The organism is Paenibacillus sp. FSL R5-0914 (assembly GCF_038004525.1).
Lineage (GTDB): Bacteria > Bacillota > Bacilli > Paenibacillales > Paenibacillaceae > Paenibacillus_AQ.
Window position 1 is genome coordinate 931,661 of record NZ_JBBORH010000002.1, and the last position, 14,551, is coordinate 946,211.

At 43.7% G+C, this 14,551-nt stretch carries 15 protein-coding genes; 12 read left to right on the forward strand and 3 right to left on the reverse strand.

Annotation, left to right across the window (positions count from 1 at the left end; translation table 11 throughout):
* Positions 1 to 120: 120 nt before the first annotated feature.
* Positions 121 to 1,020, forward strand: a complete 900-nt coding sequence (locus tag MKX60_RS20350) for a glycerophosphodiester phosphodiesterase (RefSeq protein WP_081382910.1) — start codon at positions 121 to 123, stop codon at positions 1,018 to 1,020.
* Between the two features lie 35 nt (positions 1,021 to 1,055).
* Here MKX60_RS20350 and MKX60_RS20355 read toward each other — a convergent pair whose 3' ends face one another.
* Together MKX60_RS20355 and MKX60_RS20360 are read right to left on the reverse strand one after the other, a co-directional pair.
* Positions 1,056 to 1,625, reverse strand: a complete 570-nt coding sequence (locus MKX60_RS20355) for a hypothetical protein (protein ID WP_076299739.1) — start codon at positions 1,623 to 1,625, stop codon at positions 1,056 to 1,058.
* A gap of 180 nt (positions 1,626 to 1,805) precedes the next feature.
* A complete protein-coding gene (locus MKX60_RS20360) occupies positions 1,806 to 2,675 on the reverse strand; it encodes a helix-turn-helix domain-containing protein (RefSeq protein ID WP_042188277.1) in 870 nt (289 codons plus the stop codon).
* 123 nt (positions 2,676 to 2,798) lie between these two features.
* Here MKX60_RS20360 and MKX60_RS20365 point away from each other — a divergent pair, with 123 nt between their 5' ends.
* The 4 genes from MKX60_RS20365 to MKX60_RS20380 all read left to right on the forward strand — a co-directional run bounded on the left by MKX60_RS20365 (position 2,799) and on the right by MKX60_RS20380 (position 7,784).
* The gene (locus tag MKX60_RS20365) at positions 2,799 to 3,857 is read left to right on the forward strand and encodes a Gfo/Idh/MocA family protein (protein ID WP_076299740.1); all 1,059 of its coding nucleotides are present in this window, start codon (positions 2,799 to 2,801) and stop codon (positions 3,855 to 3,857) included.
* Positions 3,854 to 4,711, forward strand: a complete 858-nt coding sequence (locus MKX60_RS20370) for a sugar phosphate isomerase/epimerase family protein (RefSeq protein ID WP_341060800.1) — start codon at positions 3,854 to 3,856, stop codon at positions 4,709 to 4,711. Before MKX60_RS20365 ends, MKX60_RS20370 begins: the two co-directional genes overlap by 4 nt.
* A 25-nt stretch (positions 4,712 to 4,736) precedes the next feature.
* On the forward strand, positions 4,737 to 5,630 hold the full coding sequence (locus tag MKX60_RS20375) for a sugar phosphate isomerase/epimerase family protein (protein ID WP_076299742.1): 894 nt from the start codon (positions 4,737 to 4,739) through the stop codon (positions 5,628 to 5,630).
* A gap of 216 nt (positions 5,631 to 5,846) precedes the next feature.
* Positions 5,847 to 7,784, forward strand: coding sequence for a hypothetical protein (locus MKX60_RS20380; RefSeq protein WP_341060801.1), 1,938 nt, complete (start codon positions 5,847 to 5,849; stop codon positions 7,782 to 7,784).
* 134 nt (positions 7,785 to 7,918) lie between these two features.
* Here MKX60_RS20380 and MKX60_RS20385 read toward each other — a convergent pair whose 3' ends face one another.
* Positions 7,919 to 8,452, reverse strand: coding sequence for a GNAT family N-acetyltransferase (locus MKX60_RS20385; protein WP_076299744.1), 534 nt, complete (start codon positions 8,450 to 8,452; stop codon positions 7,919 to 7,921).
* Positions 8,453 to 8,815: 363 nt separating this feature from the next.
* Here MKX60_RS20385 and MKX60_RS20390 point away from each other — a divergent pair, with 363 nt between their 5' ends.
* The 7 genes from MKX60_RS20390 (at position 8,816) to MKX60_RS20420 (ending at position 14,502) form a co-directional block, all read left to right on the forward strand.
* Positions 8,816 to 9,709 carry a LysR family transcriptional regulator gene (locus tag MKX60_RS20390; RefSeq protein WP_341060802.1) on the forward strand — a complete coding sequence of 298 codons (894 nt, stop codon included), beginning with the start codon at positions 8,816 to 8,818 and terminating at the stop codon, positions 9,707 to 9,709.
* Between the two features lie 118 nt (positions 9,710 to 9,827).
* Positions 9,828 to 10,343, forward strand: coding sequence for a GNAT family N-acetyltransferase (locus MKX60_RS20395; RefSeq protein WP_076299746.1), 516 nt, complete (start codon positions 9,828 to 9,830; stop codon positions 10,341 to 10,343).
* 4 nt (positions 10,344 to 10,347) lie between these two features.
* Positions 10,348 to 11,199: a transporter substrate-binding domain-containing protein gene (locus tag MKX60_RS20400; RefSeq protein ID WP_042188293.1), complete on the forward strand. Its 852-nt coding sequence runs from the start codon at positions 10,348 to 10,350 to the stop codon at positions 11,197 to 11,199.
* 33 nt (positions 11,200 to 11,232) lie between these two features.
* On the forward strand, positions 11,233 to 12,018 hold the full coding sequence (locus MKX60_RS20405; RefSeq protein WP_076299747.1) for an amino acid ABC transporter permease: 786 nt from the start codon (positions 11,233 to 11,235) through the stop codon (positions 12,016 to 12,018).
* On the forward strand, positions 12,015 to 12,725 hold the full coding sequence (locus tag MKX60_RS20410; protein WP_341060803.1) for an amino acid ABC transporter permease: 711 nt from the start codon (positions 12,015 to 12,017) through the stop codon (positions 12,723 to 12,725). Before MKX60_RS20405 ends, MKX60_RS20410 begins: the two co-directional genes overlap by 4 nt.
* Positions 12,722 to 13,474: an amino acid ABC transporter ATP-binding protein gene (locus MKX60_RS20415; protein WP_149645629.1), complete on the forward strand. Its 753-nt coding sequence runs from the start codon at positions 12,722 to 12,724 to the stop codon at positions 13,472 to 13,474. The genes MKX60_RS20410 and MKX60_RS20415 overlap by 4 nt, the downstream gene beginning before the upstream one ends.
* A gap of 11 nt (positions 13,475 to 13,485) precedes the next feature.
* Positions 13,486 to 14,502, forward strand: coding sequence for an LLM class flavin-dependent oxidoreductase (locus tag MKX60_RS20420; protein WP_149645630.1), 1,017 nt, complete (start codon positions 13,486 to 13,488; stop codon positions 14,500 to 14,502).
* The last annotated feature ends 49 nt before the right edge of the window (positions 14,503 to 14,551 follow it).

Here is a 14,551-nt window from a genome sequence, read left to right on the forward strand (position 1 = left end):
TACATAATTATAAATCAAGAGGAGATTTGATAGGATTATGGATGGTAATTAACTGGATATGATGTAGAAAACAGCACCAAGTAAACAACAATAAATTATTGAAAAGAAGAGGGAAGTTTTATGCAAAGGATTCAAAATTCTAAAATGTACTTTATATTTATTCACATATTTTTATTGATCTTATTGTGTACCTCAATGTATGCCTATTCTCCATGGATTCGTACTAAAGTGAAGGAAATTCTCGAGCCTGCGGACAAAGTCTATACCATTGCTCACCGTGGCGCTTCGGGATATGCTCCTGAGAATACTATACCTGCATTCGAACTAGCCATTGATATGGATACCGATTATATCGAGTTAGACATTCAGTTAACAAAGGATCGTGTTCCTGTTGTTATTCACGATGAAACTATTAATCGTACGACAAATGGAACGGGGTATGTTAAGAATTATACTTTAGAGCAGCTTTCGAAATTAGACGCTGGCTCTTGGTTTAACGAACAATATCCCATGTTTGCTAGGGATCAATATGCTGGATTACGTATTCCGACTTTAGAAGAGGTATTTGAAAGGTTTGGAAAAGAAGTGGACTATATGATTGAGATTAAAGATCCTGCTTTGAATCCGAATATCGAAACCATATTAAACGAACAAATTGAAAAATATAATCTGTCTGATCATGTTTCCGTACATTCATTTAGTGAGGCGAGTTTACGTAAGCTTCATTCGATTAACCCAGAGATCCCGCTTTATCAAATTGTTTGGTATAATATTCCGGTTTACAAAGTACCAGAGTCTTTTATCAATCGGGTGAAAACTTATGCAGTTGGTATTAGCCCTAACTTTCAAAGAATAAATTCCTCCTATGTCGCACAGGTGAAAAATTCGGGTCTAAAGGTATTTCCGTACACAGTGAATTATCAAGTGAATATGGACAAAGCTGTGGTTTGGGGGGTAGACGGGGTACATACCAACTTTCCTGACCGTTTTAATGAAGTGATTAAGAATAATAAGAAGTGAGGAAGTACGGAAACGGGAATTCAACTATCGGAAACTCATATGCCGAATACATCGATTTCAGAGACAGGATACCATGTTTTTGAATTTACGTCTTTAAAAAATACTTGAATAGTATAGGTGCCTTTTGTATTAAACGAATAAGTAAATTCGTTAGTTTTGAACCAAAAGTTTTCTTCACTCTTCTTAATTTGTTGATTATCGATAGTTTCTGTTTTATCTGCGGGATCAGTGATCGTAAGTTTTATATCTGAAATTTCTGTTTTTAAATGATCTACTTGTAATAAGGTTGAAAAGGCAAACCGCGCAGGGCTTTTTACCTTACCGAAAATCTCTCCATTGTTATCAAGCAATACCATGTTCACATTTGGCTTGTAGATTCGAACCGTTTTACTTGTTTCATCTAAAGCGATTAAAGCAAACAAATTTTTAGAGAGCTGTTCAACAGGTAAGAGAATGTCCCCCTCGGATATTACTGCTGCCTGTTTTTGTACCACATTATTGAAATATAATGAAACTTCTGATTGGTTCGATGCGGCATAAATCATTGTTCCCGGTAGAATCATTATGCAAAGTGCTAATATAGTCAGTTTAATTATTTTTCTCAATGAAATCTCCTCCTATATTTTTGTTATGTTAATTATACCCATAAGATGGAAGATAGTTTCTTTTATGCAATTAATAAAATAAAAAAAGGTCAGTAGAGGGGATTACCCTTTCCTGACCTTTTTGATGTTAAAATTAAGGAGCGATAGCAAGTACAAGACTGCTTCCTTTGTTCACCCTAACTAGAACCCTCTCACACTGCTTGGGGGTACTTTTCTATGTTTTTTGAAAGTCCGGCTGAAATAGTAGATATCACTGAAGCCAGTTGTGGTAGCGATTTCAGAAATCGTTAACTGGGTATGCCTTAGCAAATAATCTGCACGGTCTAAACGGACAGCATTTATATATTCCGATATCGTATGCCCAGTTAATTCCTTGAAGAGACGACTGAAATGGAAGCGGCTTAGCCCTGTTAGAGCCGCAAGTTCGTCAACTTGAATGGGCTCCTGGTAATGGGTATCGATATAACGCAAAACAGGTGCGAAGCGTTCAACGGTTTGAATACGTCTTTCTTGCTCAGCCTGTGAGAGTACGGTGACGATATGTCTGCGCAATAGCAACGTTAGCAGGCGGTATAGCTCGGACTTCACGGCCAGCTCATATCCGAATTCGCGAAGTTCCAGTTCCCGAATAATCGCCAGCGCACAGTCTGTAATGTGCTGATCTCCCCGGATATGATTACGTAACAGCAGCTGGTTCTGCTGAATCGGGGCGATGAACTTGGTCTCGGCAGCGTCGCTTACCGCACTATGCAGCAAAGAAGTATCTGCAATGATCGCATAATACAATAAATCAGAAGAAGCGCTCACCCCATAATGCAGCTCGTTGCTGTTTACAGCAACTAAATCACCAGCCCGTACGTTGATCGGTGTTCGTCCGCATTCAAAAACAGCCTCACCGCTTTCAATAAACAGAAACTCAAGATGCTCATGCCAATGATGTGGGAACAACAAAACTCCTTCTTGGTTGAAGCGCTGGGTATGTACTTTAATCGGAAACTCGGGATCCGGCATGTCCATGGGTTCCTGTAGATGTTTATCATAGTCCAACATTTATTGACTGCACCTCCTATAGCACAATTGTACAAATGAAACCGCAAGGTTCTGCATGGTGTTTAGGGTTGAAATCATTATAATACGAATCATAACCTATGCAAAATAAAGGAGAGAGTATTTATGGATATGATCAAAATTGGCGTAATAGGAACCGGCTCTATCTCCAGCATGCACTTAAGTGCTTATCGGAATAATCCGCAGACAATCATATATGCGGTTTGTGACCTGAATGAAGAGCGTGCACGAGCTGTTGCTGCTGAGTATAACGTGGAGAACGTATACACGGATTATCGTGAATTGCTGGCTAATTCCGAAATAGATGCAGTCAGCATCTGCACATGGAACAACTCTCATGCTGAGATTAGCATCGCGGCACTTGAGGCAGGCAAACATGTACTTGTGGAAAAGCCCCTTTGCCGCACGGTTGAAGAAGCGCTTCAGGTTCAGCAGGCAGTGGAAAAGAGCGGTAAAATTTTGCAAGTAGGCTTTGTACGACGTTATGACTCTAATGCCCAGCTACTTCAGACATTGGTGGAACAAGGAGAATTCGGTGAAATCTACTATGCGAAGGCAACGACGTTCCGGAGACTTGGTAATCCCGGCGGCTGGTTCAGTGATATTGAACGCTCCGGCGGCGGACCATTGATTGATATCGGCGTCCATGTGATCGATCTATGCTGGTATTTGATGGGCCGTCCGAATCCAGTATCAGTAAGCGCCAATACTTACCGGAAGCTCGGCAATCGTTCCAATATCAAGAACCTTTCTTTCTATAAAGCCGCTGATTACGACGCAGCGAACAATACGGTGGAAGATTTAGCAAATGCACTAATTCGTTTTGAGAATGGAGCTTCGCTGATGGTTGATGTAAGCTTTACACTGCATGCCAAAGAAGACGAGCGCTCAGTCCGCCTGTACGGTGACAAGGGTGGGTTTGAAATTGATCCTGAGATAGTCCTCGTCAAAGAACTGTCGGATACGATCGTCAATACCTATCCGCAGACCGATCATAAGGGGTTTGAGTTCAACAGTGCATTTCAAAATGAGATTAATCACTTTGCGAACAACATCAGCAACGGCTCTACACCGATTAGTCCTGTGCAGGACGGCGTTACAATCATGAAGATTCTCGGCGCGATCTATGAATCCGCTGCCAAAGGTGAAGAGGTGAAACTATGAAGCTAGGAATCAGTACCTACAGTTTGCATTCAGCTTTTTCAACGGGTGAGCTTACGCTTGAAGGAGTCATTGAGACGATCGCCGATCTGGGCGCGGAGCATGCGGAGATTGTACCCTTGGGCATCAATTTGGTTGAGAATCCTGAGCTAATTGATCAGATTGTACGAACGGCAGCAGGTCGTGGACTAGAGTTGTCTAATTATGCTATCGGGGCGAATTTTGCCGGGCTGGAGACAGCGGAAAGACAGCGGGAAGTCGAGCGGGTAAAGCGGGAAGTAGACGTCTGTGCGGCATTAGGCATTCAGCGGATGCGGCATGATGTAGCCTCGTCAAATGATCTATCAATTACGCACTTTTTGGAAGAGCTTCCACATTTGGCTGAAGCCTGTCGAGAAATTGCCGATTATGCCGCAGGTTTGGGCATCACGACCAGTGTGGAGAATCATGGATACTTTATTCAGCACAGCGATCGTGTACAGGCGTTGGTTCACGCAGTAGAAAGAGATAACTTCCGTACAACACTCGACATTGGTAACTTCCTGTGCGCAGATGAGAATCCGCTTATTGCTGTGACTAACAATATTAAGCTTGCTTCGATGGTGCATTTCAAAGATTTCTATATTCGTCCGCAGGATCGCCAGCCTGGCGAAGGCTGGTTCCAGTCTACTGGTGGGAACTGGTTGAGGGGTGCCATCGTTGGTCAAGGAGACATTGATATGCCGAGTGTCATTCGAACCGTTAAGGAAAGTGGCTACGACGGATATATCTCTGTAGAATTTGAGGGAATGGAAGAGTGCCGTAAGGGGACAAGACTTGGGCTCCAATACATCAAGCGGGTTTGGAACCAAAACTAATTCATTTTAAAGGAGGATTATTGCCATGGTTAAACCAATTATCACTAACAAAATCGGCGTTATCGTAGACAGTTTTCAGGTCGGAGTAAAAGAGGGGTTGCGCAAGGCAAAAGAAGCAGGGGCTGATGGAGTTCAGATTTATGCGGTGCAAGGTGAATTTGATCCCGCTAACCTTTCTCCTTCAGCCCGCCGTGAATGGAAGGAATACATCGCTTCACTGGGTCTCGAAATCTCTGCCCTCGTTGGAGATTTAGGCGGACATGGATTTCAGGACCCTGCACAGAACCGTGCCAAAATCGAAAAGTCCAAACGCATTATGGAGCTGGCTAAGGAGCTAGGTACAGATATCGTAACTACACATATCGGAATTGTTCCCTCTGACCACACCAGTAAAATTTATGAAACCATGCATATCGCCTGTGAGGAACTAAGCAGATACGCACATGAGATGAATTCTTACTTTGCGATTGAGACTGGGCCAGAACCCGCTGCGCGTCTAAAGACGTTCCTCGACGGTTTGGGTTCCAAAGGGGTTTCTGTTAATTTTGATCCGGCCAACATGGTGATGGTGACTGGTGATGATCCCGTGCAAGGTGTTCATACACTAAAAGACTACATTGTACACACCCATGCTAAAGATGGTCTCAAACTTGCCGATATCGATCCGCGCGATGTTTACGGTCAATATGGTTATGAAGCACCCGCATTAGACCATGAGAAGATGGCTGAAATGGCCGAGACCGGCTCGGCGTTCCGTGAAGTTCCACTTGGAGCAGGTTCTGTCGACTGGAACAATTATCTACAAGCGCTGAACGACATCGGTTATACAGGTTTCCTGACCATAGAACGGGAAGTTGGCACTAATCCAGAGGAAGATATCCGCCAGGCTGTGAATTTTTTAAAGGCTTTTCGGGTCTGAACATGGTAGTGATAATGATTAAATAGTTCATCCAACCTTTGGGATAAAAGAGAAGCTGCCTTACAGGAGAACAGGCCTGTACGGTGGCTTTTTTTATTGCTACAAACAATGTTACTTAATTCAGGATAAGAATCTGATCCAATTGCTAATCTCATTTATTGCAACTTTATCCTCTATTTGGCGTTAAAGAAGAGAGAACATGAAGGGGGAGCCTATATGAAAAAGATAAATCTACTAGCCCTTTTAGCAGTCATTTCAGTAATCATTGTTGGATGTATCAATACAGGGAATAAGGATAAAGTGAATCAAACCCTGATCGATCTGAGCTCTGTTAATTCCATAACAATCCAGAACGATAGCGGTGAATCCATGACCATAACGGACAATAATTTAATAGAACAATTCAATGAAGCCATACATACTGCTGAGTATGACAGCGCCAAGCTTGATATTGCAGCACCTGATTATGAAGCTACTGTTGAATTGAAGAATAAAGAAAACGAAAAGTTCTCATTCTGGATTAATGGCGAGAATAATGGTCTTTTCACCAAATCAGGACAAAATGGACATTACAAGCTGCCGGAAACAAAAAAAGTAGTTTTACTTGATTTATTTCAACCCAATGAGCAACAAGTAGAAGCCGATAATCTAAAAATTGACGAGGAAATCAAGCGAATCACAGTAGCGAAATCTCTAGCACATGGTTCAGTGAATGCTAACATAAAGGCTGAATACATAGATCATGAAAGCATAGAAACTTTCGTCCGAGCCATCCGTACCGCTGTACAAATACCAGGAAATTTAAATACCGCAACGCCTAACTATGATATTGTTCTAATTTCAAATAATAATAAATATGCCTTTCATCTATGGATTAACGAAACAAGCGAGCAAGGCATGTTAATGAATGTGAACGAAACAAGCACAGGCTACACACTTACTAAGGAATCAACTATCGAGTTAAAAAAGCTTATATTCTTGGAAGCAAACTTTAAGGGGCTGGAGTTTAATGCAGTACGGAGCTCAAATGGAGAACTGGTGGCTAAACCAATTGGCATAACCGAAAATAACTATCTATTAAACGGTGGGGCAGTGGTTGAATTACAAGGAATCTTATATCATACCATTCATTTTTTCTATGGCGACCATAATGCAGTTAACGCTTTACTAGCCCATGATCCTGCTACGGATGAGGTGATGGTGAAATGGAGCGATGAGCTGATCGATACCGATAACCGTTGGAACAATGCATTTATGAACAACTATAATATGCTAATCAAGTTGGACGAGGATCATCTATTATTTCTGGAATCGGATCTGACGAAAGAAGCTGGGAAATATCATTTGTCCTCTTATAATGTTGTTACAGGAGATATTGAGCGACTTCGGGAAGACTTTTGGCCGCTTTCTGATGATTCTGACTACATCTATAAATTCCAGTGGAATGCGGATGAACAAATATTATTTATGCAAAGTTACCTCGGCAATGTATGGTTGTTTGATCTGAGGAAAGGAAAGGACGATGTGCATCTTCTAAAATATCCGGTAATCCCTCACTCGACGACCGGTGCGCCATCCCTGTTTCTTTCACCAACCTTTAAGAGATTTGTACATGATGATGAGAGCGGCCAATTAACCTTTTATGATAATAATGGAGCTTCGCTACGTACTGTGCAGTTACCACAAGAGCAGTATGTACCTTCTGAGAAAATAAAGTGGAACCCGGCGGGCACGATTGCCTGGATGGATACAGCAGAGATGAACCAAAACCGAATCCATGACATCGACATCGATTATTTGAAAATCGCTCCACAAAAAATTAATTTTTATAATCAGGATGGGCTTCCCATCGGCTCCATTAAGACTGAAAGCGACCAAGAAGATGCAGCGGTTGAAGTTGTAGGATGGATGGACGCTAATGTAGCTGTGATAAAATCCTATTCCGTAGAACTTTTGTACAAGGATACTATAGGGCTGAAGGTTAAGAATGTTTCTTATTATCTCTATGATGTAAAGAAGAAGCAGAAGGGGGCTAGCTTTTCGTCCATCCCCGCCAAAGCAACTGTAATTTTAGATCATCGCCTGGATGATGCAGATACTGAAGGCGATATCACTGTGAGTTTTAAAGAAATTACCTATAAAAAAGGAAATTAAATGAGCCTCGGAAGTTCGCCGCAATGATCACATAAGATCATTGGAAGCTTCCCGAGGTTTCTTTTTTATTATTTCAAGACAATGCTTAAGAATGCGTTATATTCATCGAGTTAGTCTGTACTTGAATTTTATAATTATCCTGCTGAAGTACGGACGGAATTCTGTAGGTCTAGTTGGAAACCCTGTACCAGGGTTTCCCCGTTCATAAGATCGGTCTCATACGCCCGTTTGAAGCCTAAGCGATAGTAGAGCTTGATTGCTGAAGCCATCATTTCTGAAGTATGCAGATTTAAAGTGGTGGCTCCTAACTCATGAGATCTCCTAGCAGCTTCGTGAATTAGATGGGTTGCAACACCGAGGCCGCGAGCGGATGGGGATACGGCAAGCAAGCGTAGGATAGGGGAGTGAATGCCTAGTTCTGGTTTACCGTAAGCCGTTTCCGAGGAGCTAAACAAGAGTGCGCTACCAATGATTTTCTTGTCGATTTCAGCGATGATCCGCACGATCGGGGCATCGCCATGGACAGATTCAAGAAGTGATTTCCGGTACGCTAGCCACAACGGCTCGGGCATGATTTCCGAATATTGGTGGTAAGCGTCCAGTATCACTTCAGCGATGGCATCACGGTCATTATTCTCAGCTTCACGGATAATAATCTTTTGTGACATAATCTCGCGATCCCCTTTCAGTTAATGTATAGTTCATACGAATGAAGTCATTATAAACGATAATTCCGAGTTATATAAGGGGTATTTTATTATTTTGATAAATGAATAGAAAAGCTCTATATGAAATAAACATAACAGTCGATTATAAAGGGATTTACTATAACTTCTGTAGTTTCAAATTTTAAATTATTAATCATTTATGAATGAAGTTTTGTGGAAATCCGATTATTTTACACGGAATTTAAGTTGACAAAAAATAGGGGGGTGCATAAGATATAAACAAAATCTATAGGAAAGCATCGTTTTATTTCATTGTTTTTTCATCGGAATAGTAAAATTAATATTAGTTTAGGGGGAGTAGGGATGAACATTGAAAATATTGAGGCTTTTGTCTACATTAATCATTATGGAAGCTTCAATAAAGCGGCCGAAGTCCTATATCTCTCTCAGCCGACAGTTACGGCACGGATTCAATCGCTCGAAAGGGAATTGGATTGCAGAGTGTTTGATCGGTTAGGTAAGCAGATTAGCCTAACGGATAAAGGTAAGCAATTTCTTCCCTATGCCCAGCAGATTCTCCAGATCTATCAGAACGGTAAATATCAGGTTCAGGCCAAGGGGCTTATTCCAAATGAACTGAGGATCGGCAGTACTGTCTCGGTATCCAATTATTTAATGCCGCAACTGATGCTTCATTTGAAGCGCAGGTATCCGCATATCACGATCAAGCTGACGACAGCTTCTACGGAGGTATTGATTGATAAGCTGAAATCGAAAGAGCTAGATCTGGCTTTTATCCGTAAGGTCGTAAATCCAGCCATTCAAGCCTTTCCTTTCTGCGAAGACCCCATTTCGCTGTATGTAGAGAAGGGGCATCGCTTAGCTAAGGCACAACGTACATCGCTGGAGGATATTCGCCAGGAGACGTTAGTCTTTTTTGAATGCGGGTCTTTGGATTGGATGCGACTGCATCGTGTATTTGAGAGCATGGAACAGCCGCCGAAAATTGAATATCAGGTGGATAACCTGGAGACAGCCAAGAAGCTGGTGTTGAAAAAAGCAGGTATCTGTTTCCTTCCGGCACATAGTGTGCAAGAGGAAGTAGCAGCTGGGACGTTAGTACGGGTGGATATTGCGGAGACGGAAGGCATCTCCTTACGTACCAGCCTGATTTCACTAAATGGGGAGAACGCTGAATTCATAGAAACTCTACTTGAACTCGGGATTGGTAAAACGGGAGATCGACTAATTGTATAGATGTATTAAAAAACTCTATTAGCGCATGGACACATGCAGTGATAAAGTTAATTGCATATAATGACGACTATTTCGATAGGAATTATAAATTTAATTTCGTAAGGATGGAGGGCTTGCGATGAGTGAGACATACAGACTAGCAGAACTGAAAGATGCGGAGATTTTGCTTGAGGTTACATATCGTGCGTATGAGCTGATTCGTGAGCTCGGGCTGCATTGGCCGGCGGCTACAGCTGACTTGGCACTTATTGAAGACAATATTGCTACGAATGAGTGTTATGTGCTTGAAGTTGATGGAACGATAGTTGCGACGATAACACTTTCAAAAGAAGAAGAGATTAAGAAGATTAGCCCACTGCCTTTTATTAAATGGTTTGCTGCTCATCCGGATTACAGTAACAGAGGTTATGGTGGAAAGCTTCTAGGTTGGGTGGAAGAGCACATTATTGCTGGACAATTGGGTTCGGCTGCGGTCACGCTGGCAACGGCGAAGAAGCACCCATGGTTAGTTCAAATGTATGAACGCCGGGGGTATGAACGGTTTCTGGAACTGGATCAGCAGAATGGTGACGGCATTATGTTTCTGATGAAAAAAACACTTATAGATAAACCACAAATCATTCAAAGGGGATAGAACAATGAAAAAGTCCATTTCATTAGTAATTGCATCGTTATTGACACTGGCGATAGCAGGTTGCGGAAATAACAGCACGAACAGTAGTCAGAATGGAAATGCAGCCGAAGCTTCGGCAACGGCAAATAGTTCGACAAAGGTAACTAAGATCATCGTAGGCACGGGTACTGCTTTTCCGAAGGTCTGCTTCATAGATGAGAACGGCAAGCTTACAGGCTTCGATGTGGAACTGCTCAAAGAAATCGATAAGCAGCTGCCTGAATATGAATTCGAGTTTCAAACCATGGATTTCAGCAATTTACTGCTGAGTCTGGAAACTAAAAAAATCGACCTGGTTGCCCATGTCATGGAGAAAAATCCAGAGCGGGAGTTGAAATATTCTTTTAACAAAGAAGCCTATGCCCACTGGAGAAACCGCATCGTAGTGGCGAAGGATAATGATTCGATCCAATCACTGGATGATCTTAAAGGAAAAAAGGTATTAGTCGGTGCGACAAGCGCACAAGCGCAAATTCTGGAAAACTACAATAAAGAGCATGACAATGCGATTAATATCGTGTATCAGAACGGTGCAGCGAATGATACCGTCGCACAGATTAGTACTGGGCGTGTGGACGCTACGCTGGCTGCAGATTTTGTCCTGCCGATCATTGATCCGCAGAGTCAGCTAAAAGCTACGGGCGACGAGCTGTCCTCCGCGGACATTCTCTATGTTTTCCGTAAGGATGATGCCGATTCACAAAAGCTGTCAGATGCGATTGACAGTGCGATTAAAGAGCTGAAGACGGACGGAACACTGGGTAAGCTGAGCACGGAATGGCTGGGTGCGGATGTTACAGCGGATTCGGTTAAATGATTGAGCCGGTGAGCACGGGAAGGGAGGGAATATATGGGCGCACAGTTTGATATCAGTTTTGTATTTTCGTTTTTGCCTAAGTTACTAGGGACTTTAAGCACCACGCTTCTGATTGTCGCCTGTTCTCTACTGACAGGAATTATTGTCGGCTTTCTCGTAGCTCTGCCAAGACTTTATAAAGTGCCTGTGTTAAAGACCCTCTCCGAAATCTATATTTCTTTTTTTCGGGGAACTCCGATTCTTATCCAGCTCTTCTTGTTTTATTATGGTCTGCCTGAAATCATGAAGCTGGTCCATGTGGATATGACCCGAACTCCTGTACTTGTCTTTGTGATTCTAACCTACGGTCTGCATACGGGAGCATACATGTCCGAAATGATTAGGGCTTCTGTGATGGCGGTGGATAAGGGGCAGGTGGAGGCAGCATACGCTGCAGGGATGACGGGGTTTCAAGCTTTTACACGAATCGTGCTGCCCCAAGCGCTAGGTATAGCAGTTCCTGTATTCTCCAATCTAGTAATTGCACTACTGAAAGATACGTCATTAGCTTTTACCCTCGGGGTGATGGAAATGTCAGGTAAAGCTCAGACGCTTGGCAGCTTAACACAGCATTTTATTGAAACCTATATCGCGCTTGCGCTTATTTATCTGGTCATCAGCTTTACGATTGAGAAGCTGCTGCTTGTAGCAGAACACCATCTGCTACGGCATGAAAAGCGAAATACGCCTGAGAAAAAATTGTTTAAAATCAACAAAAGCTGGTCCTACCGACGCATTATTGCAGAATTGGGACCGGGCAAAGGAGGCACCGGATTATGAAACTGGACCCATCGTTTATATGGACTGCTCTGGTACAAATTCTAAGTGCAATTCCTACGACCTTATATATTACCGTTGTCTCTGTATTGATTGGTTTTGTGATTGGAGTGGCTGTAGCCTTGATCCGGCTATACAGAATTCCACTGCTGCATCCGCTGGCCGTCGGTTATGTTACGTTCATCCGCGGGACACCGATGCTGACGCATCTGCTGCTTATATATTTTGGGCTTCCTGTGCTGATTGATGCTCTGGCGGCGCATTTCGGCTGGAGCTTTAGGTCGGTTTCGATTCCGATGATCGGTTTTGCTTATATTTCGTTCTCGATTACTGCTGGAGCTTATATGTCCGAGGTCGTCCGTTCCGGTCTGCTCGCTGTGGATCGCGGTCAGCTAGAAGCAGCCCACTCTATCGGTATGACTACGCCCCAAGCACTAAAGCGGATTGTTTTTCCTCAAGCGCTGGCGGCAAGTCTGCCTAATCTTTCGAATTCAGTAATCGGTATGCTGCACGGATCTACCCTTGCTTTTACGGTTTCGGTGGTGGATATCAATGCTAAGGCACAGATAGTGGCTTCAACGAACTGGAAGTTTTTTGAGGCTTATCTGGCAGCTGCGCTGATCTTCTGGGCACTAACATTTCTGATCGAACGCGTGACGTCGGTCATTGAGAAAAGGATTAATCTGTACAATCGAGGTGGAGTAGCATGATCAAGCTTGCGCAAATTTCGAAGTCATTCGGTCGGAATCAGGTATTAAACAATATAGATTTAACGGTGACGAAGGGAGAGGTTGTCGTCATTCTCGGCCCCAGTGGCTCCGGCAAAACGACTCTCTTACGCTGCGTGAATTATCTGGAGAGGCCAAGCAGCGGAGAGATCGCCATTGGCGATTTTAAAGTGAACTGCAAACATGCCCGCAAAAAGGAGATTCATCAGCTTAGGCAAAAAACGGCAATGGTATTTCAGCAGTACAATTTGTTCCGTCATAAAACCGCGCTGGAGAACGTGATGGAAGGGCTGTTAATTGTCAAAAAGCTTCCGAAGTACGAAGCGAGAAAGCGGAGTATTGCACTGCTTGAAAAGGTTGGTCTTGCCAGCAAGCTGGATGCTTACCCGAGTCAGCTGTCCGGAGGTCAGCAGCAGCGTGTAGGAATTGCCCGAGCCTTGGCGCTTGAGCCAGAGGTTATCTTATTCGACGAACCAACATCGGCTCTGGACCCTGAGCTAGTGGGTGAGGTTCTGGCTGTTATCCGAAAAATTGCCAAGGAAGGCATCACAATGATTGTAGTCACCCATGAAATGGGATTTGCTCGTGATGTGGCGAATCATGTGGTTTTTATGGACGGAGGCGTCATTGTTGAAGAAGGAACGCCGACAGAGCTATTTAATCATCCGCGCGAAGAAAGAACGAAGCAGTTCCTGAAGCGAATCACACCTGAATTTAACTATTCCATATAGGAGGAAAAACAATGGCTATTACAATCAGCGTACTCGATCAAAGTCCGATCTTTCCGGGAGAAACGCCAGAGGAAGCATTCCAGCATACCATTAAGCTGGCACAACTCTCTGAGGAGCTTGGATTTCATCGATTCTGGGTTTCCGAGCATCATGACTCTGAGCAGGTAGCCGGTTCTTCTCCAGAAGTCCTTATCTCACATCTGCTGGCCAAAACAGAGCGTATCCGCATTGGCTCTGGAGGCATCATGCTCCAGCATTACAGCCCATATAAAGTGGCGGAGAACTTCAATGTGCTGGCTACTCTGGCTCCTGGCCGAGTGGATCTCGGAGTGGGACGTGCTCCCGGCGGTCTCCCGCGCAGCACACAAGCGCTTCAGCAGGAAAGAACCGAATCCCCTAGCTTAACGGACAAAATCATCGAGCTGGAGAAATATGTGCATAACCGGCTCGAAGAAAACCACCCGCTGGCTGGGTTGAAGGCAGGTCCCCTTCCTGGTATTCCGCCCGAGCTGTATGTGCTTGGTGCGAGTGTAGGCAGTGCAGAGATTGCTGCTGAACTTGGATTACCTTATGTGTTCTCCCTATTTATTAATAGCGATAAGACAGTAGCGCTAGATGCTATTCGTGCTTACCGCAGTGGTTTTGTTTCTTCACAGGGCAGACAACCGCAAGCAATTATCGCTTTAGCACTAGTGGTGGCTGATACCGAAGAGGAAGCGAAGGAACTGGCGGGCGCACATAAGTTGATTCGGATTCAGCTGGCAAGCGGGAAGAAGCTAACCGTTGGAACCCGGGAACAGGCGGAGGAGTTTGCCCGCCAGAGCAATGAAGCATACACGATTGAAGAGTTGGAACCAGAGATTACCAAAGGAACAAAGAACTCTGTACGTGAACAGCTGTTGGCACTTTCAGAGGCATCCGGTGTTGAGGAGTTCATCATAACTACGAATGTGCAGCCTTTTGACAAACGGTTCCGCTCCTTTGAGCTACTGAGCGAAGCAATCGCTGAAGTGCCGGCAGAGGCATAAGCGGGCGGATCAGGATCACACGGGAAATCGTTTAAAGGAGGGTGACTGT